The organism is Serratia sp. YWN4, from assembly GCF_055790845.1.
The window spans coordinates 634,421-659,230 of the sequence record NZ_CM147696.1 but is presented as its reverse complement, the minus strand read 5'-3'; the positions used below and the strand labels follow the sequence as shown (position 1 = coordinate 659,230).

Genomic DNA, 24,810 nt, shown 5'->3' with positions numbered 1-24,810 from the left:
CCTTATTGGGCCAGCACGCGGGAAAGGATCGCCAGCGCCTGGTTAAACTGGGCATCAGGAATGGTCAACGGATACAGGAAACGGATCACGTTGCCGTTCACGCCACAACTGAGCAGCAGCAGCCCTTCTTCCTGAGCTTTTTGCTGCACCTGCCGGGTAAATTCCGGCGACGGCTTGCCGGTGGCCGGATCGTTAAACTCCACTGCCACCATCGAACCCTTAGCACGAATATCGGCAATGGCCGGGCAATGTTTACGTGCCTGCTGCAACACTTCCACCAGGTGTTGGCCCAAACGCTGCGAGCGCTGGCACAGTTGTTCTTCTTCGATCACCTCCAACACCGCCAACGCCGCAGCCACCGCCAACGGGTTACCGGCATAGGTGCCGCCCAACCCGCCCGGTGCCGGAGCGTCCATCACCTCGGCACGGCCCGCCACCGCCGACAGCGGCATGCCACCCGCCAGGCTTTTTGCCATGGTGATCAGATCGGGCTTCACCGCGTAATGATCCATGGCGAACAGCTTGCCGGTGCGGGCAAAACCGGTCTGCACTTCATCCGCAATCAGCAAAATGCCGTGCTGATCGCACAGCGTGCGCAGCGCCTGCATAAATTCCGGCGGCGCGATATTGAAACCGCCCTCGCCCTGCACCGGTTCCAGCACAATTGCCGCCACCTGTTTAGGGTCGATATCGGCTTTAAAAATGCGCTCCAGGCTGTTCATCGCGTCTTCGGTACTGACGCCATACAACGCATTCGGATACTGGCCGTGGAACACCGAGCCAGGGAACGGGCCAAAGCCCAGTTTGTACGGGGCCACTTTGCCGGTCAGGGCCATGGTCATGTAAGTACGGCCATGGAAGCCGCCGCCGAAAGTGATCAAGCCTGGGCGGCCGGTATAAGCGCGGGCAATTTTCACCGCGTTTTCCACCGCTTCCGCCCCGGTGGTAAAGAAGGCGGTTTTGCAGGTTCCTTCGATCGGCGCAATCTGGTTGATACGCTCCGCCAGCGCGATATAGCTTTCATACGGGACAATCTGGTAAGCGGTATGGGTGAAGGCTTTGAGCTGTTTTTCAATCGCGGCGATCACTTTCGGATGCCGATGGCCGGTATTGAGCACCGCAATGCCCGCAGCGAAATCGATAACCTCATTACCTTCTACATCCCACAACGTGGCATTCTCCGCGCGCTCTGCGTAATAACCACACATCACACCAATCCCACGCGGGGTGGCGGCCAAGCGGCGTTGATTCAGTTCTGCGTTTTTCATCTGGTTCTCTCCGGGCTGTGCCTGTTGTCAATTTTGTTCACAACTACGAAACAATGGTGTTTATTTACACAGGATGTGGCCCTATAATCTAGTGCCAGTTACGTTTAATTGAGGGATCCAATTGCGCTCATTGAGTGGTGACCTGTTACTGCAACGCCTCGGCGACCAGCCCGATGATAAGCTGCATAAGCGGCTGTATAATGCGATCCGCACCAGCATTCTGGACGGCAGCCTGCCCCCTTCCAGCCGCTTACCTGCGTCGCGCGACTTGGCTCAGGAGCTCAGTTTGTCGCGCAACACGGTGTTAACCGTTTACGAACAACTGTTGGCCGAAGGATATGTGCTTTCGCGTCAAGGAAGTGGAACCTTCGTCGCAGAAACGGTGCCCGACAGCTATCTCTCCACCGCCAGCCAGCCGATTGGTGATGATGGTGAACAACGGCGCGTTGAGCTGTCGAAACGTGGGGCCACTTTGCTGCAACACGCCAGCGCCAGCCCGAAACAATGGGGTGCCTTTATTCCCGGCGTGCCCGATGTTAATGCCTTCCCGCATCAGATTTTCAGCAAGATCCAGGCGCGCATCAGCCGCCGCCCCACGCCGCAGCGCTTGACCTACAGCAATCAGGGCGGCAGCCCAGAGCTGCAACATGCGCTGGTGGACTATCTGCGCGTGGCACGCTCGGTGCGCTGCTCGCCGGAACAGATTTTGATTACCGAAGGTATTCATCAGGCGATCGATCTGGTGACCCGCATGTTGTGCAATCCAGGGGATGATGCCTGGATCGAGGAGCCGGGCTACTGGGGGATCCGCAATATTCTGCGCATGAACGACGTCAATATTTGCCCGTGCGAAGTGGATGAAGCAGGAATGGTGCCGCCGGAGCAAACCACCGCTGCGCCACGGCTGATTTTCGTCACCCCTTCGCATCAATATCCACTGGGTTCGGTGATGAGTTTGGCACGGCGGCAACGGCTACTGGCGCTGGCGCGTCATGCCGGTAGTTGGATTGTGGAAGATGATTATGACAGCGAGTTCCGCTTCTCTGGCCAGCCGATCCCGGCGTTGCAGGGGTTAGAGGCCGATGCGCCGGTGATTTATATCGGCACTTTCAGCAAAACGCTGTATCCGGCCCTGCGGTTGGGCTATATGGTGCTGCCAAAACCGCTGGTGAAGGAATTCAAAATCGCCCATGCCGAGCTGTATCGCGGTGGTCATCTGTTGATCCAGGCAGCGCTGGCGCAGTTTATTCAGGAAGGCCATTACACCGCCCACATCCGCCGTATGCGTTTGCTGTATGCCAAACGCCGCGCGTTTCTTACCGCGCTGATTGAACAACATCTGGGTAAACAGGCCTTGAGTGAGTTCAACAGCAATGCCGGGTTGCACCTGATCCTCAATCTGCCCAATCGGGCCGACGATGTAGCCATTGCCGCCGCTGCCAGCACGCGCGGGGTCTTGGTGCGCGCATTGTCGCGTTATTACATGCAGCCCAGCACCCGGCGCGGCCTGCTGATGGGGTTTGCCTGTGTGCCGGAAGAGCAGATGGCAGCAGCGTTCAGCGTGCTGTTGGAATGTATTTATGCGCAGGGAGATTGAATAGGGTCTTAGCGCCACACAGAAACGTTACAAAAGGCGCTCTCCTTAAATCCTCAGCAATGGAACGCCATGGCGCGGTTAATAGCGAATTGCAGATTATTATCATCAAACAACTTAATCTTGCGGCTGGCCCAGCGTTCACCCGCAGGCCACTGGAGCAACCCCTCTTTAACAGAATCCAGCGTGGGCTGGCACTCTCCTCGGGTTAGCAGCCAGTCAACGGTTGCCAACAATTCCAAACCGAACGGGGATTCAAAGCCGTCAATCAACTGGCTAACCTGCTCCAGGGCCGGTAACCACTCTTTGGCTTCGCTGTTCAGCCAGAGGTTGATATGCTCTTTCTCCCGATCGTTAAACCAGATCACGTCCAGTGGTTGGCTGTCCGGGATGCGTTTCTCGGCTTTCAGATAGGTACCGTCCAGCGCATTAAGCAGATGGTTCAGGTTTGGCGCATAGGGGCCGTAATAATGAGCCTCAAACCGCAGTTTTAGCACATCTTCCTGCTGGTGCTGTTCAATGGCGCGTTGTAAAAACCATGCCAGCTTCTGGATTTCCAGCAGGCTGCACTCCATCCCCAGCACCCAGTAGCGGCGCACCAGTTCAGCGATCATGGCTCTGGCTGGGGTGAGCTTTTTTACGCCGGTGCTTTTGGCGACGTTCTGGTATTTTTCGGTGGGTTCGTAAATCAGGATTTCAACGTCCTGAAGATCGCCCAGCACAAGTTCAATACGCGCCCGGACATCCGGCCAGTTCAGGCCGCCGTTGCCCGCGCCCAGCGGTGGAATAGCAATGGACTGCACTTGTTCTTCGATCAAAAAACGGCGTAAGTCCTGCAAACCGCCTTCAATCCACTCCATACGGGAGTCGGCACGCCAGTGCTGTTTGGTGGGAAAGTTGACAATCCAGCGCGGCCCCATCAGTTCGCCGGTTTCGGTAATAAACATTTTGCCGGTCATCACCTGCTTTTGTTTGCAGGCGAGGGCATAGGCTCTCATATTGTCGGGAAAGCGCTCTTTGAACATCAGCGCGATGCCTTTACCCATGACACCCACGGTATTAACCGTATTCACCAGCGCTTCCACGGGCGCATCCAGTAAGTTGCCTTGTGTAAATGTGATCATGAGAAGTACCACCCGGCCCGTGCGTGAACGGGCATTGTCAGATTGCGTTGTGACAGCCACTGCTCTAATTGTAACCTTACGTCATCGTTGTAACAAACCATCCCACCCAGCAGGGTGACTGGGCAGTGCTTCCAGACCAACGCCTCGGCCTGATAGCGTTCAAACTTGGCCGGATCGTCCGGATCACGACGGAAATCTCTTGCCTGTAATATCGGCCAATCGATCTGGCTCAGGTTGTCCAGATCGGTGTAATAGTTGACCCAATGATAATAGGCGTGGCTGTCGGTAAACACGAAGGGAACGTTTTATGCCGCCACAGCGCGCAAACTGCTGACTAGAATGACGATTTCTTCATTGGGGCGTTGCTTAATGCCACCGCGTCCGCTGTGGATATTCATCAGCATCGGCGAGAAAGGCGTAAAGTAAAACGGCACATAGTCATGCAGTGTCCCCCCCGCTCCGGCAAGCACCGGATGCCCGGCGCGTTTGCCGATAAGCTCCGGGTTACCGATATTGATCCAGTTTTCCGCCTGCACCGTGCTATTGCCGCAGTGCAGGCCGTTGTCCAATATCCACGGGATATTATCCCGGTGGACAATACGCCAGATCAGAGCTTTTTCCGGGTTGAGGTTAGCACTGTAGTCGTAGGCCACGGTCAGGCTCCAAGGAATATACGTTGAGCTTGTCAAACTCGAGTTTAAAGGTCATCCAGAGTCACGCTCACCGTATCCAGATCCTTCATGCGCTCATCGGCGATAGCATTCAGTTCAGCATCTTCGGCAAGCTCAAGATAATAAGGCGGGCGCGGGCTCGTTGCGGCTGAGAATGGCGACAGCATGACCTTCACCTTCAGCCATCGGGTTACGCTTGAAGTCAGTAATGCTTGCTGCCATTGTGGTCAATATTTGGTATGTCACTTTTACCTCCAAGTGCAATCAGTGCTATCAATGGCCCATTCAGCGTTGAGTAAAAACGGATTAATCCATCAGGTGGGCAATATCATCATGGGTAACCGAAGGCGGATCCTGGCGCATCCCTTTGGTCAGCCACAGAAGATACAGAAAACCGGCAAACAGCCAGATAAAACCGACCTTCAACGCTTCTGGATCCAGGTTAAACCACAACCAGACGCACATGGCAAAACCAATCAGCGGCAGTAGGCCGTATTTGAACATCGCACCTGGCCCACGACGTTTTTCGTTAATCAGAAAATGTTTGATGACGCTGAGGTTCACGAAGGTGAACGCCCCCAAAGCGCCGAAGCTGATCATCGAAACCACCATGCTCAAGTCCATCCACAGCGCCAGCAGGGAGATGATGGCGACAAACACGATCGCGCGCCACGGCGTGTGGAAACGGGCATGGAGATGGAAAAACACTCTGCGCGGCAGCACCCCTTCGCGCCCCATGGCGTAGAAGATACGGGATACGCCGGTTTGCGCCGTCATTGACGAGGCGTAAACCCCGGTGAGATAGGTCGCCATAAAGAAGTTATACATCCACTTCCCACCTACGTGCTCCGAGATAATCAGGCTGGACGTATCCTGATAAGGGATCAGCGCCTGCCAATCAGGGTAGGCCAGATGGGCGGCATAAGAGACGGCGACAAAAATTGCCCCGGCACTGATCACCGTGATCAGAATGGCACGCGGCAGGGTGCGTTTGGCGTCGGCGGCTTCCTCGGCCATGGTGGCGATGGCATCAAACCCCAGAAACGCCAGGCACAGCACCGCCGCACCGGCAATCAGGCCAGAAAAGTTACCGGCATCCACCAGCAGTGGCTTCATCAGCGCCGCCGGGCTGAGATCGGCCCCGCTGAATGACAGCACAATAAACAGCACGATAAACACCATCTGCAAGGCAATCAGCGAGAAATTAACGGAGTTCAGCAGACGCACCCCGAGAATATTCAACAGGCTGACGCTGACGATGGAAGCCAGAATAAACACGTAAGCAGGGATCGACGGAAATGCCTCGTGCAAGAAAATACCTAAAACCAGATAGTTAAGCATCGGCAGGAACAGATAATCGAGGATCTGCGCCCAACCAACCAGGAAACCGGTTTTACCGCCAAAGCTGCGCTGTACGTAAGAGAAGGCTGAACCGGCCAACGGCATGGCGTTGGTCATCCGGCAATAGCTCAGGGCGGTAAACAGAATGGTGACGATGGTCACCAGATAAGCGACGGGCAAATGGCCCTGACTCAAAACGGTCACCTGACCATAGGTGGTAAATACGCCCAGCGGCACCATATAGGCGAGACCAAACGCGACCAAGGCAGGGGTTTTAAGAACTCGTTGCAACTGAACATTTTGCGGCATTACCGTATCATCTCCTGACACAAAACTGCATCGTTAATCAGCGTTTTAGGGCTGTGTAAAAATTGAGGAAACGAATACTGGCACAAGACAAGGCGCCGGGGAAGTTAACAATCAGCTTTCTATTTTTTAATCGGGCGGGAATGGCTGGAATTACCGTTCCCGCCCGCGATACGTCTGGTTTTTATGCCTGGTAAACGACCAGGCCACCCACCAGCGTCCGTTCAATGCGGGTTTGGTACAACTTCTCTGCGAGCTGCTCAAACAGGTTTTGCTGTAGCACGATCGCATCGGCAAATTTGCCCACCTCCAGCGAACCGATGTATTGCTCCTTGGCAATCATATAGGCCGCATCAATGGTCGCTGCGCGCAACGTTTCGATCAGCGTTAAGTCGCGGTCGTTGTCCAAACGCGGCCCGGCAGGGTTACCTTCGCTGTCCCAGGCGCGGCGGGTCATACCGACCTGCAAGTTATACCACTCGTCCAACCGATCGATCGGCCAGTCGCTGCCGTACGCCACGCGCGCACCGGCATCCAGAAAACGTGCTGCCGGTTCCAAATGAGGGAAACGTTCTTCACCCAGCATTTCCCGCTCTTCGTCAATCAACACGCCCGGTAAACCGGCCCATTGGAATGACAGCACCGCCGTGGCACCCAATTCGGCAAAACGTGCGTACTGATGAGCCGCCACCAGTTCGTTGTGCGCCAAACCAGGGCGAATGTCCTTACCTGGGCAGGCGGCACGCATCAGCTCAACTGCATCCAACACCTGCTCGATCGCCCCATCGCCCACCGTATGGGTATGCGGATGCAGGCCAGCGCGGCCACATTCCACCACCAGCGCGTTCAACACTGGCGTAGTGAAGTAGAGATCGCCATAGCGTTCACTTTGCGCTTCACCGTGATGTTCACGATACGGCTGCAACAGCGCGGCGGTCATGGTCGGCGGCTGCAAAACGCCGTCAACAAACAGTTTCAGATGATCAACCGCAATACCGGCCTGCGGCGTCCACTCTTTATCACCCCACTGTTTGGCGAAGGCGAGCACGTCCTGCACCGCACGGGCGGCATCTTCCTGCCCCTGCACGCTATCTGGCGTCACTTCTTTGGCACCGAGGACACGCAGCGTCAGATCACCGCGATCGCGCAGTGCGGCAAAAGCCGCAAGCTGTTCTGCGAATACGCGGGTATCCATCACGGTGGTGACACCTTGTGAATGCAGCACCTGCTGCACGTGGGCCGCGATCTGCACGTTCTGCTCAGCGGTGCCGGAAGGAATGCTGTCGAAGGCGCGCATCGCAGGTGCATCTTCCAAAACCCCCGTCAATTGGCCATTGGCATCGCGGGCAATTTTGCCATCCGGCGGCACCGGGGTATTTTCATCAATCCCCAGCATCTCCAGCGCGCGACTGTTGGCGGCCAAGGTGTGACAATCGTTGGAGAACAGCGCCACCGGGCGGCGGGTATTCAGGGTATCCAACACGGCGCGGCTCATATCCGCCCCGACCGGAATCATCGCCTGACGCTGCCAGGCGCGCACCGTCAGCCATTCGTTATCATCGTGCGCCGGGTATTTGTCCAGGTGCGCCTGGATATGCTGCAACGTTTGTTCCACCGTCAGCGCCGCATAGTGCAAGCTACAGCCTTTGAGCTGTTTACCGCCCCAGAACGGATGCATATGGCTGTCGATCAAGCCCGGCATCATCATTTTACCGTGCAGATCGATACGCTCGGTTGCCGGTGTTGCAAGCGCCAGCACTTGCTCGTCATCCCCGACCGCCAGCACGTATCCCTGCCCGATCGCCAACGCGCTGCAAACCCGGTTTGCCGCATCCGCCGTAAAGATAATGCCGTTGTAATAAATTACGTCGGCAGCTTTTGCCACTGGTGTCATATCAAAGCTCTCAAAATCACACAAAACGATCCTAAGTATAGATCTGAGTCAGGCGAAAACTGAAATCCTTGGCCCGGCAGCGGCGGCTATTCGCAATTCACAATTAACAGCTAAGATTCATGATATTAATCACATTCAGCGCATCCTTAGTTCCCAACGCCGCCGACAACGGCTAGATTTACCTCATCCGACCACTTGATAACCACCTATAACTATAACGATATTGGAGACTGCAATGAGCGCCTACCCCCACCTGCTCGCGCCGCTGGATCTCGGCTTCACTACCCTGAAGAACCGGGTGCTGATGGGATCGATGCACACCGGCCTGGAAGAATTGCCGAATGGCCCGGAGCGCCTGGCGGCATTTTATGCCGAGCGGGCCGCCGCGGGTGTCGCACTGATCGTCACCGGCGGCATCGCCCCCAATGAAAAAGGGGTAGTACAGCGCGGTGCGGCAATCTTGAATCAGCCGCAACAGGTCGCGCATCACCGGAAGATTACCGAGGCGGTCCATCAGGCAGGCGGCAAAATCGCGCTACAAATTCTGCACGCCGGGCGTTACAGCTACCAGCCACAGCCGGTAGCCCCTTCTGCTCTGCAAGCTCCGATCAGCCCATTCAGCCCAGCGGCGCTGACTGCCGAAGAAATTGAACAGACCATTGCCGACTTCGCCGCTTGTGCCGCGCTGGCGCAACAGGCGGGTTATGACGGCGTCGAGGTGATGGGTTCCGAAGGTTACCTGATTAATCAGTTTCTGGTGGCGCGCACCAATCAGCGTAGCGATCAATGGGGTGGCAGCTTCAGTAATCGTATGCGTTTCGCAGTAGAGATTGTTCGCGCCGTGCGCCAAGCGGCGGGCGCGGAATTTATTCTGATCTACCGCCTTTCCATGCTCGATCTGGTGGAAGATGGCTCGAGCTGGCAGGAGATCGAACAGCTCGCCGTGGCGATCGAACAGGCGGGTGCCACGCTGATCAATACCGGCATCGGTTGGCATGAAGCGCGCATCCCGACCATTGCCACCATGGTGCCACGCGCCGGGTTCAGTTGGGTGACGCGCAAACTGATGGGCAAAGTGGCGATCCCGCTGATCACCACCAACCGCATCAACGATCCTGTGGTAGCCGAACAGGTGTTGGCGGAAGGCTGCGCCGATATGGTGTCGATGGCTCGCCCGTTCCTGGCCGATGCCGCTTTTGTCCAAAAGGCCGCCGAAGGCCGCGCCGACGAGATAAACACCTGCATCGGCTGCAATCAGGCCTGTCTGGATCAGGTTTTTGAAGGCAAACTCACCTCTTGCCTGGTCAACCCGCGCGCCTGCCGCGAAACCGAAATGCCGCTGATCATGGCAGAGAAACCCAAACGGCTGGCCGTGGTGGGTGCTGGCCCCGCCGGGCTGGCGTTCGCCACTACCGCCGCCAGCCGTGGGCATCTGGTGACGCTGTTTGACGCTGCTGATGAGATCGGTGGGCAGTTCAATATCGCCAAACAGATCCCCGGCAAAGAAGAGTTCCACGAAACCCTGCGCTACTTCCGCCGTCAGTTAACGCTGCTAGAGGTGACGCTGAAATTGGGGCAAAAGGTGCAAGCGCAGGACTTGGCCGATTTCGATGAAGTGATCCTCGCCTGCGGCATTGTGCCACGCCTGCCGGATATTCCCGGCATTGATAACGCTAACGTGCTGAGTTATCTCGATGTTTTACGTGATAAGAAACCCGTCGGCCAGCGGGTCGCGATCATCGGCGCGGGCGGGATCGGTTTCGATACCGCCGAATACCTCAGCCAGCAGGAACTCTCCAGCAGCCTGGATCAGCAGGCGTTTAACCGCGAATGGGGGATTGATTCACAGCTCAGCCAGCGGGGGGGATTGAGCGCTCAGGGGCCGATCGTGCCGCCGATGCCACGCCAGATCTACCTGTTACAGCGCAAAACCAGCAAAGTGGGTGAAGGGTTGGGCAAAACCACTGGCTGGATCCATCGCACCAGCCTGTTGCTGCGCGGTGTGAAGATGCTTAACAGCGTCAGCTATCAGCGTATTGATGAGCAAGGATTGCATATCGTGCGGGCCAAGCAGAAAAGCTGCCTGCCGGTAGATACCATTGTGATCTGCGCCGGGCAGGAACCGCGCCGTGAATTACAGCAGCCGCTGTTGGCGATGGGGAAAACCGTGCATCTGATCGGCGGTGCCGATGTGGCCGTTGAGTTGGATGCGCGCCGCGCTATCGATCAGGGAACCCGCTTGGCAATGGTGCTGTAAAAGAGTGGGCGCAGTAAAAAGCTGCGCCCCTACTGATTAACGCCGTGCGCCAGATTTGACCGCTTTGAGGATCACAAATTTCTGGTTCGACGCCAAGGTGGTGCAGTTGCCAAACAGGCGCTTCAGTTTGTGGTAGTAATCCAGATGGCGGTTGCCGACGATGCGCAGTTCACCCCCCACTTGCAGGCAGCGCTTGGCATCGCAGAACATCTGCCAGGCGGTGTGATCGGTGATCGCATGCTGCTGATGGAATGGCGGATTGCACAATACCGCCTGCAAACTTTCACGCTCAATGCCCGCCAGCGAGTTGTTCACTTCAAACTGGCAGCGATCCATCTCCTGCGGCAGGTTGTGCGCCACGTTCAGTTCGCTGGACGCCACCGCCATGTAAGATTCATCGACAAAGGTCATCTGCGCTTCTGGATTCTGTACCAGCGCTTTCATGCCGATAATGCCGTTGCCACAGCCAAGATCGACGATATGGCCGTGCAGATCCTGCGGTAAATATTCCAGGAACAGACGCGCGCCGATATCCAGGCCGCCGCGTGAAAACACGTTGGCATGGTTGTGGATCAGCCAATCGGTGCCGTCGAGCTGCCAATCGGTGGTTTCCGGGGCGGCCGGTGGTACGATGTCGGTCACTTGGCAGTAAATCAGGCGCGCCTTTTTCCAGGCCAGGCTGGTGCGGGTCGGGCCAAGCACTCGCTCGAACACCTGCATGGTCGAGGTATGCACGTCACGCGCTTTGGCGCCAGCAATAATCAGCGTATCGGCAGACACCACGTTGCGCAGCGCCCGCAGTTGCTGTTCCAGCAAGGCCAGCGCTTTCGGTACCCGAATCAGCACCACTGCCGGGTTGGCTGGCAGATCCGCCAGGCTGTCCAGCAGCGTAACCTGTTCAACATCCAGCTCATTCAGCACAAGATTATGGCGCGTCGCTAGTTGATTCATGTAGGAATCGCTGATGCTGTAAGGCTTATGAGCATGCAGGGCGCAGGCCAGCGTGCCGAAATGATCGTTGAAAATCAGCACTGGGCGCTCGCCCACGGCTATATTTTCAAGCTGTTGCAGCAGATATTCGTCCGCCGCTTCCCACGCCTGCAATTGGGTGGATTCTTCTTGTTGGGGATAACGCTCCAGCTCAAGTTGCTGTGTTCCCAGATCGAGTTGGCTCATTGCCCCTCCTGACTGATAAAATTTGAGCTGTTTATCCCTTAAAAACGCGCCTCAGTAAAATGTTTTTTGGGATTAATTGCCGTTTGCGGGATTTGCACGAAAAAACGTCATACAATAAACGCCCCGTTTTGCCACTGAATCCTGAAAAACATGCCTGAGTTGACCTACCTGCAAGGCTATCCCGATCATCTGCAAGCGCAGGTGCAGCAGCTTATCCAGCAGCAGCGGCTGGGCAAAGCGTTATTAGAGCGCTACCCGCAGGTGCATGACTGCACCACCGACAAGTCGCTGTATCAGTTTACTGTCGATCTGAAAAACCAGTATCTGCGCAATGCCCAACCGCTAAGCAAAGTGGCCTACGACAGCAAAATCCAGGTAATGAAACATGCGCTGGGTATGCATACCGCCATTTCTCGCGTGCAGGGCGGCAAGCTGAAAGCCAAAGCGGAGATCCGCGTGGCGACGGTCTTCAAAAATGCACCGGAACCTTTTCTGCGCATGATCGTGGTGCATGAGTTGGCGCACCTGAAAGAGAAAGACCATAACAAAGCGTTTTATAGCCTGTGTTGCCATATGGAACCGCGCTATCACCAGTTGGAATTTGACACCCGGCTGTATCTGACGCATCTGTCGCTGTTCGGTGAACTCTACGGCTAACGCAATCATTCGCCTTCCGTTTATGGCGTGATAATCTGGTTCTCTCAGCCACCTGTTTGCGGGAACCGGAGTTACCTATGATTCGTTTTGCTGTCATTGGCACCAACTGGATTACGGAACGCTTTATTGATGCGGCTCATGAGAGCGGCAAAATGAAACTGACCGCTATCTACTCGCGCAACCTCGAACAGGCGCGGGCATTTGGCGCCAACTACCCCGTCGAGCACTTTTTCGATTCTCTCGACGCGCTGGCCCAGTCCGATGTGATCGACGCAGTATATATCGCCAGCCCTAACTCGCTGCATTACCCACAATCGCTGCTGTTCCTCCGCCATAAAAAACATGTGATCTGCGAGAAACCGCTGGCATCTAATCTGCAACAAGTGGAAAAGCTGGTGGCCTGCGCGCGTGAAAACCAGGTAGTGCTGTTTGAGGCGTTTAAAAGCGCCCATTTGCCGAATTTCCTGGTGCTGCAACAAGCATTGACGAACATCGGCAGGCTGCGTAAAGCGCTCTTCAACTTTTGCCAATACTCCTCCCGCTACCCACGCTATCTGGCCGGTGAAAACCCAAATACCTTTAATCCGCAGTTCTCCAACGGTTCGATCATGGATATTGGCTACTACTGCGTTGCCAACGCGGTAGCGCTGTTCGGTGCGCCGAGATCGGTAATGGCCAGTGCCTCACTGCTGGATACCGGCGTGGATGCGCACGGCACCGTGTGCCTGAACTACGGTGACTTCGACGTAACCATTACGCATTCCAAGGTGAGCAACTCGGATATCCCAAGCGAGATCCAGGGTGAAGACGGCACGCTGATGATCGAGAAGATCTCCGAATATCAGAAAGTGGTGCTGACGCCGCGCGGAGCCAACCCGCAGGATCTGACCCAGCCGCAGCACATCAACACCATGCTGTATGAGGCAGAAGCCTTTGCCGCATTGGTGGAAAAACAGCAGATCGAGCACTCAGGCTTGGAAAACTCATTGATCGTCGCCCGCCTGCTGACCGAAATCCGCCGTCAGACCGGGGTGGTATTCCCTGCCGATGGAGAATGAAATGAAACCGCTGCTGTTAATGCAAACCGGTGATGCGCCGGAAGCCGTTCGGCATGAATTAGCCAACTTTGACCAGATGTTCATTAAGCAGGGGAATATCGCCGCCGATCGCGTGCAGATCGTGCATCTTCCTGCCGGTGACCCCTTGTTGCCGCCAGAAAACTACTGCGGCGTGGTGATCACCGGTTCACCGGCGATGGTGACAGAACAACTGCCGTGGAGCGAGCAAGCGGCAGCCTGGTTGCGCCAGGCGATGCAGATCAGGCTGCCGATTTTTGGCGTATGTTACGGCCATCAGCTTCTGGCCCATGCGCTAGGGGGAGAAGTAGGCTATCACCCGCAGGGGATGGAAGTCGGCACGCTGGAGATCGAATTGCTGCCCGCAGCCAGCAATGATAAGCGCCTCGCAATACTGCCGCCGCGATTCAAAGCAAATCTGATCCATGCACAGTCGGTTCTGACGCCGCCGCCCGGTGCCGAAGTGCTGGCACGCTCGCAGCAGGATCCTTATCAGATCCTGCGTTACGGCGACAACGCCTTGACCACTCAATTCCACCCGGAATTTAACGGTGCGGCCATGCAGCGCTATCTGAGTTGGCTCAGCGAGTTGGATCCAGAAAATCAGGAAAGCTACCGGGTTAAACAACAACAGGTTAGTAATACCCCGTTCAGCCAGATGCTGTTGCAAGGCTTTGTCATCAGCCTCGGTGCGCAGCGCTCAAACGCTGGGTAACGGTTTTAAACGTTGACCGCCCGCACGTTTTGCATTATTTTTTGCCACGCAAAGGGGAGTAACTTCATTGCCGGTCAATCGTCATTACGATGCGCAAGCATCCGGTTACCGGGCAACCTGATGTCTAAGGTGTCATTACCTTCATCAACGTTGTAAGTGAGACCTTGCCGGAAGGCGAGGTTTGCTTGCAGCGTTCACAGAGCGGCTAGCGTCTTCCGACGTTGGCCGTTTTTGTTTTCTGAAGGATATCCCTGATGTTGAATACCGTTGGCACTCCCTGGCTCTGGGCCAGTTTTACCGCCATCATAGTCGTGATGCTGGTCATCGATTTACTGCTGCAAGGCCGCAAAGGCGCACAAACCATGACGTTGAAGCAGGCTGCCTGCTGGTCTTTGGTGTGGGTGAGTTTGGCGTTGCTGTTTAACGCCGGTTTCTGGTACTACCTGAACGAAACCGCCGGACGCGCCGTGGCGGATACGCAGGCTCTGGCCTTCCTGACCGGTTACCTGATTGAGAAAGCGCTGGCGATCGACAACGTCTTCGTCTGGCTGATGCTGTTCAGCTATTTCGCCATCCCGACCCATTTACAACGCCGCGTGCTGATCTTCGGTATTCTTGGCGCTATCGTCCTGCGTACTATCATGATCTTCGCGGGCAGTTGGTTGATCGCGCAGTTCACCTGGTTGCTGTACCTGTTCGGTGCTTTCCTGCTGTTTACCGGCATCAAGATGGCGTTGGCGAAGGAAGATGGTGCGGCGATCGGCGACAAACCGCTGGTGAAGTGGCTGCGTAGCCACCTGCGCATGACCGATAACCTGGAAGGCGAGCGTTTCTTCGTGCGCCGCAACGGTGTGCTGTTTGTCACACCGCTGCTACTGGTGCTGATCCTGGTGGAACTGAGCGACGTGATTTTCGCCGTCGACAGTATCCCTGCGATCTTCGCCGTGACCACCGATCCGTTTATCGTGCTGACCTCCAACCTGTTTGCCATCATGGGGTTGCGTGCCATGTACTTCCTGCTGGCTAGCGTAGCGGAGCGCTTCTCGATGCTGAAATATGGCCTGTCGGTGATCCTGGTATTTATCGGTATCAAAATGCTGATCGTCGATTTCTACCATATCCCGATCGCCATTTCCCTGGGTACGGTTGCCGGTATTCTGCTGCTGACGCTGCTGATCAACGCCTGGGTTAACCACCGTAACGATGTGAAAGCGAGAAACACGCCATAATCTGTTATCCGGGGCGCTAGTCGCCCCGCGATTGTTTGGCAATTCACCTTTAAGCCCAAATGTTATTGCGATCACACAAATGTAATCAGGATGTTATAAACGATTACTCCGCGCACGTAATTTCAGCATCACCTCTTTTCAACCCCCCTAATTTACTGAATACTGATCGGGCAAACACACTTAGTTACAGATACCAATAACATTTGCTCGGCGGCGTTCCTGCCGAGGCATAATCGTCTGTACGCCACATTTCAGGGGAGCGGAAACGCAACAGCATCATGAATAAATTATTAGTACGCATCACTCAGGGCAGCCTGGTTAAACAAATATTGATCGGCCTGGTGGCCGGTATCGCGGTAGCGCTGGTTTCTCCTGCCGCTGCCAGCGCCGTTGGCCTGCTCGGGGCGCTGTTCGTCGGCGCACTGAAGGCCGTTGCGCCAGTACTGGTACTGGTGCTGGTGATGGCTTCCATCGCCAACCACAAACAGGGGCAGAAAACCAATATCCGCCCGATTCTGTTTCTCTACCTGCTGGGCACCTTTGCGGCAGCGCTGACTGCCGTTGTCATCAGCTTTATCTTCCCTTCAACGCTGGCTCTGGCGGTGGGAAATACCGATATCAACCCGCCAGGTGGCATCGTTGAAGTGCTGAAAAACCTGCTGATGAGCGTGGTCGCTAACCCGTTCAATGCCCTGATTAATGCCAACTACATCGGCATTCTGACCTGGGCGGTTGGCCTTGGATTGGCGCTGCGCCATGCCTCTGACACCACCAAAACGCTGATCACCGACATGTCACACGCCATCACTCTGGTGGTACGTGCGGTGATCCGCTGTGCGCCACTGGGGATTTTTGGCCTGGTGGCTTCTACGCTGGCCGAAACCGGCTTTAGCGCGCTGTGGGGCTACGCCCAACTGCTGGTGGTGCTGATCGGCTGTATGCTGCTGGTGGCGCTGGTGCTTAACCCGCTGATCGTCTACTGGAAGATCCGCCGCAATCCGTACCCGCTGGTGTTCACCTGCCTGCGTGAAAGCGGCGTGACCGCCTTCTTTACCCGCAGCTCCGCCGCCAACATTCCGGTTAACATGGAACTCAGCAAGAAGCTGAATCTGAACGAAGATACCTATTCGGTTTCTATCCCGCTGGGTGCCACCATCAACATGGCCGGTGCCGCGATCACCATCACCGTGCTGACGTTGGCCGCGGTGCATACGCTGGGTATCCCGGTGGATGTGCCAACCGCTCTGCTGTTGAGCGTAGTGGCTGCCATCTGTGCCTGCGGTGCTTCCGGCGTGGCCGGTGGTTCACTGCTGCTGATCCCGCTGGCATGTAACATGTTTGGCATTCCGAACGATGTCGCAATGCAAGTAGTGGCGGTAGGCTTTATCATCGGCGTCTTGCAAGACTCGGCAGAAACCGCGCTGAACTCATCCACCGACGTGCTGTTCACCGCAGCCGCCTGTCAGGCGGAAGATCAGCGGCTGGCAAGCAGCGATCCGCTGAAGATGCGCCGATAGTTAACGATCGTCAGCCAGGCGCCCATCGGGCGCCTTTTTTTCTACCGCGAAAGGATCGATACCGCGTAACTGCAAGCGGCGGAAACGGATAATGTTAAAGCCGTTCATCAGCAAAAAACTGCCCTCAATCAGCGAACCGCCAATCGAGCCCAACCAGATATTGTGGGTAAACCAACAGGCGGTTGAGCACCACATCACACAGCGAGTTGTCAGGCCACGGCTGCGGAACAGTGCCCAGGTGCTGGCTGTCGTGCCCAAGATAGGCAATAACTCCACCCAGTGTTTGAAATGAGACAGGCCGACGATCGGCGTCAGGATGATGAAAAACCACATCATCCATAAGCTGCGGGTACGCATGGAGATCAGGTTACGACAGGCGCCTAACAGCGCGCTGCTGCCAGCGGCACTGGCCCCCATCAGGAAGAAATGGACACCAATAATCAGGCTGTAAGCCGAGAGTTGCAGTTTGAAGCGCTGATCGTTGCGATTGAAGAAGCTGGTGATACCGACCAAAAAAGCCAGTACGCCAACGGACTGGGCAAACCAATAAAACGTCATTAGGGGATCCTGGGGCGGAAATAACAAGCGCTGGAATTGAAACGCCGTTTTATGCTACTCCCGCCCGCCAGGCTTTACAATGTTACTCCGCTTTTAAAGATCGCCAGTTCGCGGAAGTCATTAACTTCGTTACGCGCCGGTTTGCCATCGGCAATGCCGACGATCAGTTCGACAAACTGCTCCAGCATGTGATCCATCGACACGCCGTGGATCAACTGCCCGGCATCGAAATCGATCCAGTGCGGTTTTTTCGCCGCCAACTCCGAATTGGTTGCCAGTTTCACCGTCGGCACAAACCCACCGTATGGCGTGCCTCGCCCGGTGCTGAACAGCACCATATGGCAACCGGCACCGGCCAAGGCGCTGGTGGCCACGGCGTCGTTACCCGGCGCACTCAGCAGGTTTAACCCCGGCTGGCGCAGGCGCTCGCCATATTTCAGCACGTCCACCACCTGGCTCTGCCCGGCTTTTTGAGTACAGCCGAGTGATTTTTCTTCCAGAGTGGTAATACCGCCCGCCTTGTTACCCGGCGATGGGTTTTCGTAGATCGGCTGATCGTGAGCGATGAAATATTGTTTGAAATCGTTAACCATGCTAACAGTTTTTTCAAACGTGCTTTCGTCGCGGCAGCGGCTCATCAGAATACGTTCGGCACCAAACATTTCCGGCACTTCCGTCAGCACCGTAGTGCCGCCGTTGGCGATCACATAATCCGAGAAACAGCCCAGCAATGGGTTGGCGGTAATGCCAGACAGGCCATCCGATCCGCCGCACTCCAGGCCAAACTTCAGTTCGCTGAGCTTGCCCGGCTGACGGCGATCGTCACGCATCATCTGGTACAGCTGATGCATATGCTCCAGCCCGGCCTCGACTTCATCATCCTGCTGCTGGCAGACCATAAAGTGCACACGCTGCTCATCAAATTCCCCGAGCGTGGTACGGAATGCATCCACCTGGTTGTTCTCGCACCCTAAACCGATCACCAGCACCGCACCGGCATTCGGGTGACGCACCATATTTTGCAGCATGGTACGGGTGTTTTCATGATCCTGGCCGAGCTGCGAACAGCCAAACGGGTGGCTGAACAGATGCACACCGTCGATCCCCTGCGCCTCATGGGTTTCTTTCAAAAAGCGCTGTTGGATCTGGCGGGCAATGCCGTTGACACAGCCCACGGTCGGGATGATCCACAGCTCGTTGCGGATCCCCACGTCACCATTGTTGCGCCGGTAGATCTGCACTTCGCGATCCGCCGCCTGCGCCGGTAAGATCTGGAATTCCGGCTGATACTGGTAGCTGTCGAGATCGCTCAGGTTGGTTCTGGCATTCTGCGAGTGAATATGTTCGCCTGGCGCAATGGCCACCAGCGCATGACCAATCGGTAAACCGTATTTGACGATCATCTCACCAACGGCAATCGGCTCAAGCGCAAACTTGTGCCCGCGCGCCACGTCTTGCGCCAGCGTAATCACGCGTTCGCCCAGCGTTTGCGCTTCACCGGCAGCCAAATCACGCAACGCCACCGCTACATTATCTTTCGGATGAATTTTTATGATGCTTTGCATAAACCAACCTATGCCAATTCGATAGCAAAATACTGCTTGGCATTATCGAAACAGATGTTTTTCACCATTTCGCCTAGCAATACGATATCCGCCGGAGCCTCGCCGTCTTCCACCCAACGGCCAATCATCTGGCACAAGATACGACGGAAGTATTCGTGGCGCGTGTAAGACAGGAAGCTGCGGCTGTCGGTCAGCATGCCGACAAAGCGGCTGAGCAGCCCAAGCTGGGCCAACTGCGTCATCTGGCGCTGCATACCGTCTTTCTGATCGTTAAACCACCAGCCGGAACCGAACTGCATCTTGCCCGCCATGCCTTCGCCCTGGAAGTTACCGACCATGGTGCCAAGCACTTCGTTATCACGCGGGTTGAGGCAGTACAGGATAGTTTTTGGCAGGCTGCCTTGTTTTGCCTGCGCATCCAGCAAGCGCGACAGCGGTTCGGCCAGCGGCTGATCGTTAATCGAGTCAAAGCCGATATCCGGGCCAATGGTGGTAAACATCCGGCTGTTGTTATTGCGTAGCGCACCAATGTGATACTGCTGTACCCATTCACGGCGCTGGTATTCGCTAGCCAGGAACAGCAACACGGCGGTCTTGAACTGTGCGCTCTGCTGTGGGGTAGGAGTTTTGCCACTCAGCCGTTGCGCCAGAATGGCGTCCAGCGTGGCTTCATCGGCTTCACCGTAAACCACCACGTCCAGCGCGTGATCGGAAACCTTGCAACCGTGCGCAGCAAAGTGATCCATGCGCTTTTTCAGCGCATCGCGCAGATCGCTGAAACGCGCGATCGACGTATCCGCAGCGGCTTCCAGCTGTTGCAGGTAGTCGTTGAATCCGGGTGCTTCAATATTGAAGGCTTTATCTGGCCGCCAGCTTGGCAACACTTTGATGTCGAAGCTGCCGTCGGCGGCGATGGCTTTATGGTGGCGCAGATCATCGATCGGATCGTCGGTAGTCCCGACCATCTTCACTTTCATCTGCTTCATGATGCCACGTGCGCTGAACGAATCTTGCGCCAGCAGTTGATTACCGCGCTGCCAGATTTCGTCTGCCGTGCTCGGTGACAACAGTTTGCCGGTAATCCCAAACGGGCGGCGCAGTTCCAGGTGGGTCCAGTGATACAGCGGGTTACCAATGGTATGCGGCACCGTAGCGGCCCAGGCATCAAACTTTTCACGGTCAGAGGCATCGCCGGTACACAGACGCTCGGGCACCCCATTGGTGCGCATGGCTCGCCATTTATAGTGATCGCCCTTCAGCCAAATATCATACAGGTTCTGAAAACGGGTGTTTTCGGCAATCTGCTGCGGTGGCAGATGGCAGTGATAGTCGAAAATTGGCTGATCCGCAGCGTAGTCATGATAAAGGCGGCGGGCAAATTCACTGTCTAACAAAAAATCATCGCTCAAAAACGTGGCCATATCGGGTTCCTCACCTGGTTTTCTGGCTAACCTTGCGGTTAATTTTTGGAAGTTATCACACCAATTTTATTCAGCGTCCAGCAATATTTCACCCTGCTCTCGGTTAACTCACCACCTAAAGCCGTTTAAAACACATTTCAGGGCAAAACATCACCAAAACGGCGTAACAATTTGCAACTTATTATTGCCTAATTGACCCGCAGCTTTTGTGATGTCACTCAACTTTTAAATCTGTATGACAAGTTATCGTCTCGCCACCTTGCACCCTTTTTCAGCAGTTCACTATGGCAATGTGCAGGGGGGACGCCGGTAATAGGAAGACTGGCAAATATAAATGAAAGGGAATCACCACATGAAACGCCACGGATTTGCCGGTGGCAGACATTTCAAGATTGGGAGAGGTTTTGAATGCGTAAAATTAAAGGGTTACGCTGGTACATGATCGGTCTGGTGACCATCGGTACCGTGCTCGGTTATCTGACCCGCAACGCAATGGCTGTCGCGGCACCCACGCTGGAAGGCACGCTGCATATCACTACGCAGCAATATTCCTATATCGTTGCCGCTTATTCTGCCTGTTATACCGTCATGCAACCCGTCGCAGGCTACATACTGGACGTGCTCGGCACCAAGATCGGTTATGCGATGTTTGCCATTCTGTGGGCCTTATTCTGTATGGGTACCGCTCTGGCCAATAGCTGGGGCGGTCTGGCCATGGCCCGTGGGGCGGTAGGGATGGCCGAAGCCGCCATGATCCCCGCCGGGCTGAAAGCCACCAGCGAATGGTTTCCCGCCAAAGAGCGTTCGATCGCCGTGGGGTATTTCAACGTCGGTTCCTCCATCGGCGGCATGCTCGCTCCGCCTTTAGTGGTGTGGGCCATCGTCGCCCACAGCTGGGAGCTGGCGTTCGTCATCGTCGGGATACTGAGCCTGATCTGGGCCATCTGCTGGCTGATTTTTTATAAACACCCAAAAGACCAGAAAAAACTCAGCAGTGAAGAGCGCACCTATATTCTGGAGGGACAAGAAGCGCAGCACCAGACCAGCAATGCCAAAAAGATGTCTGCCTGGCAGATCGTGCGCAACCGGCAGTTCTGGGGCATCGCACTGCCACGCTTTCTGGCTGAACCGGCCTGGGGCACCTTCAACGCCTGGATCCCGCTGTTCATGTTCAAAGCTTACGGCTTTAACCTGAAAGAAATTGCCATGTTTGCCTGGATGCCGATGCTGTTCGCCGATCTCGGCTGCATCGTGGGTGGCTACTTGCCACCGTTCTTCCAGAAACATTTCAAAGTGAACCTGATCGTGTCGCGCAAGCTGGTGGTCACCATGGGCGCGCTACTGATGATTGGCCCAGGGATGATCGGCTTATTCACCAGCCCTTACGCCGCCATTGCCCTGCTGTGCGTCGGCGGTTTTGCGCACCAGTCGCTGTCTGGCGCATTGATTACCCTGTCCTCAGACGTGTTTGGCCGTAACGAAGTCGCTACCGCCAACGGCCTGACCGGTATGGCTGCATGGACGGCAAGTACCCTGTTTGCCTTAGTCGTGGGCGCACTGGCCGACACGCTGGGTTTCAGCCCGCTGTTCGCTGCTCTGTCGGTGTTCGATATTCTGGGTGCGATTGTCATCTGGACCGTGCTGCAAAACCGCACCGCCGCGGAACCCCCGCAAGAGCCCTTGCAAACGGCAAGCGCCAGCAGTTAACCCACGCCGCCCGGCCCCTGTGCCGGGTTTTCCACCTTTGAGCTACTGGCAGCCGTAGTGGATAAGTGGTATAACAACTGCTATGGCATCCAGCCTTCCTACCACAGAGTACTCACTATGGAATTCACTGAAACCAGACGCCTTTATCAGCAATTGGCCGCCAAGCTCAAACATCGCATTGAGAGCGGGGTCTATCCGGTGGGTGATAAGCTGCCAGCAGAGCGCTATATCGCTGAAGAAATGAACGTTAGCCGCACCGTGGTGCGCGAAGCGATTATCATGCTGGAGGTCGAAGGCTATGTCGAAGTACGGAAGGGTTCTGGGATCCATGTGATCTCCAACCAGCAGAAAAACCTGGTGATACCGGGCGATAGTCTCGAATTTGCCACCGCCGGACCTTTTGAACTGCTGCAAGCCCGCCAGTTGATCGAAAGCAATATCGCCGAATTCGCCGCCACCCAGGTGACCAAGCAGGATATCGTTAACCTGATGGAGATCCAGGAGCAGGCTCGCAAGGAAGATCGCTTCCGTGACTCAGAGTGGGATCTCAAATTCCACGTTCAGGTGGCGTTAGCGACCCAGAACACCGCGATGGCGACGATTGTCGAGAAAATGTGGGCGCAGAGGGTAAACAACCCGTATTGGATCAAACTGCACGAGCATATTGACGATCGTTCGATCGCCAGTTGGTGTGACGATCACGATGAGATCCTCAAGGCCCTGATCCGCAAAGATCCTCATGCCGCCAAGCTGGCCATGTGGCAGCACCTGGAAAACACCAAACAGATGCTGTTCAACGCCACCACCGACGACTTCGAATACAACGCCGACCGTTACTTGTTTTCAGAAAATCCGGTGGTGCATCTGGAAAGCGTTGCCGCTGGCAACAAATAGCGTTTCGCCGTCAAATAACCTCGGCTTGTGTCAGGTAATGTAAAATCGGCTGAATCGATGCCGTCACTGGCGCTGGCCAGCTAACATTTCGCCTGCGGCAACGCAGATTTCCCTGTTGCCAATCATGCTATTTTGGTAGAGTTAGACCACTTTTTTACCTATTGGCTTGGGGGCGGAACGCAAATACATGCGCTGGTTGTTTGCCATGCTTATTGCTCTTTTTTGCTGGACCAGTTCGGTTTCCGGTCAAAAGCTATGTGCAGTACAAACCAAAGCCGCGGCGTTAAACTCTCTGGTATCTCCTGAACAGCCGATACTCTCCTCTGACGACCCGGTTTACCGCCCACATGCGGAACTTCGTCGTAAAGCCCCTGGCAAATTGCTGCTGTTACTGCCGCGGGTACAGTCCTTTCCCAGTTCGTTGCTTTCCCCCGCACAGCAGGTTCCAACCTATACTTTAGCGACGGACCCAGCCAGTAATACCCAGCCTCAGCGGCAGGCAGATTCACCCGCACCTAACCGGCTTGTGCAAATCAACTGGACTCTGCACTCCTCCCAGCAGCAAAGCAGGATCGGTGGCTGGAAAGACAGCAATATTCTTTACCGTGGCTCATTGACTTATCACTCATGACCCGGTGTCGCACCCATTAGAACTAACGAATAAAGCAACACCGTTTCATCACTATCAGCAATCAGGGCTTCCGCTCATCGCCGCCCTACCGCTGAATAAAACAAACAATGACGTTTTAGGAACACCGGATGGATATCATTAAGCAATTGTTGGATGCCTTATGGCAGCAAGACTTCGAGACGCTGGCCAACCCTTCGCTGGTCTGGACGCTCTATGTCCTGCTGTTTATGATTTTATTTCTGGAAAACGGCCTGTTGCCTGCGGCCTTTCTGCCGGGTGACAGTCTGTTGATCCTGGTTGGCGTGCTGGTCGCAAAAGGCGCCATGAATTTCCCGGTGACGATCCTGATCCTGACCACCGCCGCCAGCCTGGGATGCTGGCTAAGTTATATACAGGGCCGATGGTTGGGGAATACGCGAACGGTGCAGAGCTGGCTTTCGCACTTGCCTGCCCACTACCACCAGCGAGCACACCAACTGTTCCACCGCCACGGATTATCGGCCCTGTTGGTTGGGCGTTTCCTGGCCTTCGTACGTACTCTGCTGCCCACCATCGCCGGTCTGTCTGGCCTGAGCAATGCTCGCTTTCAGTTCTTCAACTGGATCAGCGGTCTGCTGTGGGTGTTGATCCTGGTTTCTGTCGGCTTCGCTTTGGGGAATACCCCGATGTTCCGCAAGTATGAAGATCAGTTGATGTTCGGCCTGATGCTGCTGCCACTGGTATTGCTGGTCGTCGGGCTGATCGGTTCACTGGTCGTGCTATGGCGTAAGAAACGCTCAGGCAATCACGATCAGGGAAAAGGCGTGTGATCACCCAACGCCCACGCTGGCAATACGCGCTGGTTATGGCACTGGCACTGCTGGCCTTGGCCACGGTGCTGGTGCCTTATATGGTACGTACAGAAAGCGAACTGCGTATTCATGCCCCTCATCAGGGGCTGTCGCTGCCCGATGGCTTTTATGTCTACCAGCGCCTGGATGAGCGCGGCATTCGCATCAAAAGTATTACGCCTGAAGGTGATGGTTTGGTGATCCGCCTGGATTCCCCAGAACAGCAACGGCTGGCACGCGAAGCCTTACAAACTATTCTGCCCCCCGGCTACACCATCGCCCTGAGCGAATCCCCGGCACCGAGCCATTGGGTTCGCAAATTTGCCCGCGCGCCATTCAATCTGGGATAATTCCTTTCTATTAACAGGATTATCCCGTT

General features: G+C 55.6%; 20 protein-coding genes and 2 pseudogenes. 12 read left to right on the top strand and 10 right to left on the bottom strand.

Annotation, left to right across the window (positions count from 1 at the left end; translation table 11 throughout):
* Window positions 1–2: 2 nt before the first annotated feature.
* The gene (locus tag ACX9GT_RS03105) at window positions 3–1,268 is read right to left on the bottom strand and encodes a 4-aminobutyrate--2-oxoglutarate transaminase (RefSeq protein ID WP_473189765.1); all 1,266 of its coding nucleotides are present in this window, start codon (window positions 1,266–1,268) and stop codon (window positions 3–5) included.
* A 121-nt stretch (window positions 1,269–1,389) separates the two neighbouring features.
* Between ACX9GT_RS03105 and pdxR the strand changes: the two genes are divergently transcribed.
* Window positions 1,390–2,865 (top strand): MocR-like pyridoxine biosynthesis transcription factor PdxR, encoded by a 1,476-nt coding sequence (pdxR, locus tag ACX9GT_RS03100; protein ID WP_473189764.1) that lies wholly within the window; start codon window positions 1,390–1,392, stop codon window positions 2,863–2,865.
* 53 nt (window positions 2,866–2,918) lie between these two features.
* Here pdxR and darG read toward each other — a convergent pair whose 3' ends face one another.
* The 5 genes and pseudogenes from darG to ACX9GT_RS03075 all read right to left on the bottom strand — a co-directional run bounded on the left by darG (window position 2,919) and on the right by ACX9GT_RS03075 (window position 8,198).
* Entirely contained in the window at window positions 2,919–3,986 is a 1,068-nt protein-coding gene (gene darG / locus ACX9GT_RS03095; RefSeq protein ID WP_473189763.1) for a type II toxin-antitoxin system antitoxin DNA ADP-ribosyl glycohydrolase DarG, read from the bottom strand.
* Window positions 3,983–4,639, bottom strand: a pseudogene (gene darT / locus ACX9GT_RS03090) (type II toxin-antitoxin system toxin DNA ADP-ribosyl transferase DarT). The gene darG and the pseudogene darT overlap by 4 nt, the downstream one beginning before the upstream one ends.
* 44 nt (window positions 4,640–4,683) lie before the next feature.
* Window positions 4,684–4,903 (bottom strand): annotated as a pseudogene (locus ACX9GT_RS03085) (plasmid stabilization protein).
* A gap of 60 nt (window positions 4,904–4,963) precedes the next feature.
* On the bottom strand, window positions 4,964–6,307 hold the full coding sequence (locus ACX9GT_RS03080) for an APC family permease (RefSeq protein WP_473189762.1): 1,344 nt from the start codon (window positions 6,305–6,307) through the stop codon (window positions 4,964–4,966).
* A 181-nt stretch (window positions 6,308–6,488) separates the two neighbouring features.
* Window positions 6,489–8,198, bottom strand: coding sequence for an amidohydrolase (locus tag ACX9GT_RS03075; RefSeq protein ID WP_473189761.1), 1,710 nt, complete (start codon window positions 8,196–8,198; stop codon window positions 6,489–6,491).
* 235 nt (window positions 8,199–8,433) lie between these two features.
* Between ACX9GT_RS03075 and ACX9GT_RS03070 the strand changes: the two genes are divergently transcribed.
* Entirely contained in the window at window positions 8,434–10,455 is a 2,022-nt protein-coding gene (locus tag ACX9GT_RS03070) for an oxidoreductase (RefSeq protein WP_473189760.1), read from the top strand.
* A gap of 36 nt (window positions 10,456–10,491) precedes the next feature.
* Here ACX9GT_RS03070 and rlmG read toward each other — a convergent pair whose 3' ends face one another.
* Entirely contained in the window at window positions 10,492–11,631 is a 1,140-nt protein-coding gene (gene rlmG / locus ACX9GT_RS03065) for a 23S rRNA (guanine(1835)-N(2))-methyltransferase RlmG (RefSeq protein WP_473189759.1), read from the bottom strand.
* 150 nt (window positions 11,632–11,781) lie between these two features.
* Here rlmG and ACX9GT_RS03060 point away from each other — a divergent pair, with 150 nt between their 5' ends.
* From ACX9GT_RS03060 to sstT, 5 genes are all read left to right on the top strand, one after another.
* Complete coding sequence (locus ACX9GT_RS03060; RefSeq protein ID WP_473189758.1) at window positions 11,782–12,288, top strand: M48 metallopeptidase family protein; 507 nt, start codon at window positions 11,782–11,784, stop codon at window positions 12,286–12,288.
* Between the two features lie 77 nt (window positions 12,289–12,365).
* On the top strand, window positions 12,366–13,346 hold the full coding sequence (locus tag ACX9GT_RS03055) for a Gfo/Idh/MocA family protein (RefSeq protein ID WP_473189757.1): 981 nt from the start codon (window positions 12,366–12,368) through the stop codon (window positions 13,344–13,346).
* 1 nt (window position 13,347) lies between these two features.
* A complete protein-coding gene (locus ACX9GT_RS03050) occupies window positions 13,348–14,079 on the top strand; it encodes a glutamine amidotransferase (RefSeq protein WP_473189756.1) in 732 nt (243 codons plus the stop codon).
* Window positions 14,080–14,333: 254 nt separating this feature from the next.
* Window positions 14,334–15,308: a TerC family protein gene (locus ACX9GT_RS03045; protein ID WP_473189755.1), complete on the top strand. Its 975-nt coding sequence runs from the start codon at window positions 14,334–14,336 to the stop codon at window positions 15,306–15,308.
* Between the two features lie 278 nt (window positions 15,309–15,586).
* Window positions 15,587–16,825: a serine/threonine transporter SstT gene (gene sstT, locus ACX9GT_RS03040; RefSeq protein ID WP_473189754.1), complete on the top strand. Its 1,239-nt coding sequence runs from the start codon at window positions 15,587–15,589 to the stop codon at window positions 16,823–16,825.
* On the opposite strand, the gene ACX9GT_RS03035 is transcribed toward sstT, so the two are convergent.
* The 3 genes from ACX9GT_RS03035 to uxaC all read right to left on the bottom strand — a co-directional run bounded on the left by ACX9GT_RS03035 (window position 16,826) and on the right by uxaC (window position 20,369).
* Window positions 16,826–17,383: a YgjV family protein gene (locus tag ACX9GT_RS03035; RefSeq protein WP_459400142.1), complete on the bottom strand. Its 558-nt coding sequence runs from the start codon at window positions 17,381–17,383 to the stop codon at window positions 16,826–16,828.
* A 74-nt stretch (window positions 17,384–17,457) separates the two neighbouring features.
* Window positions 17,458–18,948, bottom strand: coding sequence for a UxaA family hydrolase (locus ACX9GT_RS03030; protein WP_473189753.1), 1,491 nt, complete (start codon window positions 18,946–18,948; stop codon window positions 17,458–17,460).
* A gap of 8 nt (window positions 18,949–18,956) precedes the next feature.
* Window positions 18,957–20,369 (bottom strand): glucuronate isomerase, encoded by a 1,413-nt coding sequence (gene uxaC / locus ACX9GT_RS03025; protein WP_473189752.1) that lies wholly within the window; start codon window positions 20,367–20,369, stop codon window positions 18,957–18,959.
* A gap of 408 nt (window positions 20,370–20,777) precedes the next feature.
* Here uxaC and ACX9GT_RS03020 point away from each other — a divergent pair, with 408 nt between their 5' ends.
* The 5 genes from ACX9GT_RS03020 (at window position 20,778) to mzrA (ending at window position 24,781) form a co-directional block, all read left to right on the top strand.
* A complete protein-coding gene (locus ACX9GT_RS03020; protein WP_473189751.1) occupies window positions 20,778–22,076 on the top strand; it encodes an MFS transporter in 1,299 nt (432 codons plus the stop codon).
* 117 nt (window positions 22,077–22,193) lie between these two features.
* Window positions 22,194–22,970 carry a transcriptional regulator ExuR gene (gene exuR / locus ACX9GT_RS03015; RefSeq protein ID WP_473189750.1) on the top strand — a complete coding sequence of 259 codons (777 nt, stop codon included), beginning with the start codon at window positions 22,194–22,196 and terminating at the stop codon, window positions 22,968–22,970.
* 205 nt (window positions 22,971–23,175) lie between these two features.
* Window positions 23,176–23,601, top strand: a complete 426-nt coding sequence (locus ACX9GT_RS03010) for a hypothetical protein (RefSeq protein WP_473189749.1) — start codon at window positions 23,176–23,178, stop codon at window positions 23,599–23,601.
* Between the two features lie 128 nt (window positions 23,602–23,729).
* Window positions 23,730–24,410, top strand: a complete 681-nt coding sequence (locus tag ACX9GT_RS03005; RefSeq protein ID WP_473189748.1) for a DedA family protein — start codon at window positions 23,730–23,732, stop codon at window positions 24,408–24,410.
* Window positions 24,410–24,781 carry an EnvZ/OmpR regulon moderator MzrA gene (gene mzrA, locus ACX9GT_RS03000; protein ID WP_473191493.1) on the top strand — a complete coding sequence of 124 codons (372 nt, stop codon included), beginning with the start codon at window positions 24,410–24,412 and terminating at the stop codon, window positions 24,779–24,781. Before ACX9GT_RS03005 ends, mzrA begins: the two co-directional genes overlap by 1 nt.
* Window positions 24,782–24,810: the final 29 nt, after the last annotated feature.

What these genes read in the sequence shown, in the direction of transcription:
- ACX9GT_RS03105 (WP_473189765.1), bottom strand. Translation starts at nt 1,268, where the DNA reads ATGAAAAACGCAGAACTGAATCAACGCCGCTTGGCCGCCACCCCGCGT.
- darG (WP_473189763.1), bottom strand. Translation starts at nt 3,986, where the DNA reads ATGATCACATTTACACAAGGCAACTTACTGGATGCGCCCGTGGAAGCG.
- ACX9GT_RS03080 (WP_473189762.1), bottom strand. Translation starts at nt 6,307, where the DNA reads ATGCCGCAAAATGTTCAGTTGCAACGAGTTCTTAAAACCCCTGCCTTG.
- ACX9GT_RS03075 (WP_473189761.1), bottom strand. Translation starts at nt 8,198, where the DNA reads ATGACACCAGTGGCAAAAGCTGCCGACGTAATTTATTACAACGGCATT.
- ACX9GT_RS03070 (WP_473189760.1), top strand. Translation starts at nt 8,434, where the DNA reads ATGAGCGCCTACCCCCACCTGCTCGCGCCGCTGGATCTCGGCTTCACT.
- rlmG (WP_473189759.1), bottom strand. Translation starts at nt 11,631, where the DNA reads ATGAGCCAACTCGATCTGGGAACACAGCAACTTGAGCTGGAGCGTTAT.
- ACX9GT_RS03060 (WP_473189758.1), top strand. Translation starts at nt 11,782, where the DNA reads ATGCCTGAGTTGACCTACCTGCAAGGCTATCCCGATCATCTGCAAGCG.
- ACX9GT_RS03055 (WP_473189757.1), top strand. Translation starts at nt 12,366, where the DNA reads ATGATTCGTTTTGCTGTCATTGGCACCAACTGGATTACGGAACGCTTT.
- ACX9GT_RS03050 (WP_473189756.1), top strand. Translation starts at nt 13,348, where the DNA reads ATGAAACCGCTGCTGTTAATGCAAACCGGTGATGCGCCGGAAGCCGTT.
- ACX9GT_RS03045 (WP_473189755.1), top strand. Translation starts at nt 14,334, where the DNA reads ATGTTGAATACCGTTGGCACTCCCTGGCTCTGGGCCAGTTTTACCGCC.
- sstT (WP_473189754.1), top strand. Translation starts at nt 15,587, where the DNA reads ATGAATAAATTATTAGTACGCATCACTCAGGGCAGCCTGGTTAAACAA.
- ACX9GT_RS03035 (WP_459400142.1), bottom strand. Translation starts at nt 17,383, where the DNA reads ATGACGTTTTATTGGTTTGCCCAGTCCGTTGGCGTACTGGCTTTTTTG.
- ACX9GT_RS03030 (WP_473189753.1), bottom strand. Translation starts at nt 18,948, where the DNA reads ATGCAAAGCATCATAAAAATTCATCCGAAAGATAATGTAGCGGTGGCG.
- uxaC (WP_473189752.1), bottom strand. Translation starts at nt 20,369, where the DNA reads ATGGCCACGTTTTTGAGCGATGATTTTTTGTTAGACAGTGAATTTGCC.
- ACX9GT_RS03020 (WP_473189751.1), top strand. Translation starts at nt 20,778, where the DNA reads ATGCGTAAAATTAAAGGGTTACGCTGGTACATGATCGGTCTGGTGACC.
- exuR (WP_473189750.1), top strand. Translation starts at nt 22,194, where the DNA reads ATGGAATTCACTGAAACCAGACGCCTTTATCAGCAATTGGCCGCCAAG.
- ACX9GT_RS03010 (WP_473189749.1), top strand. Translation starts at nt 23,176, where the DNA reads ATGCTTATTGCTCTTTTTTGCTGGACCAGTTCGGTTTCCGGTCAAAAG.
- ACX9GT_RS03005 (WP_473189748.1), top strand. Translation starts at nt 23,730, where the DNA reads ATGGATATCATTAAGCAATTGTTGGATGCCTTATGGCAGCAAGACTTC.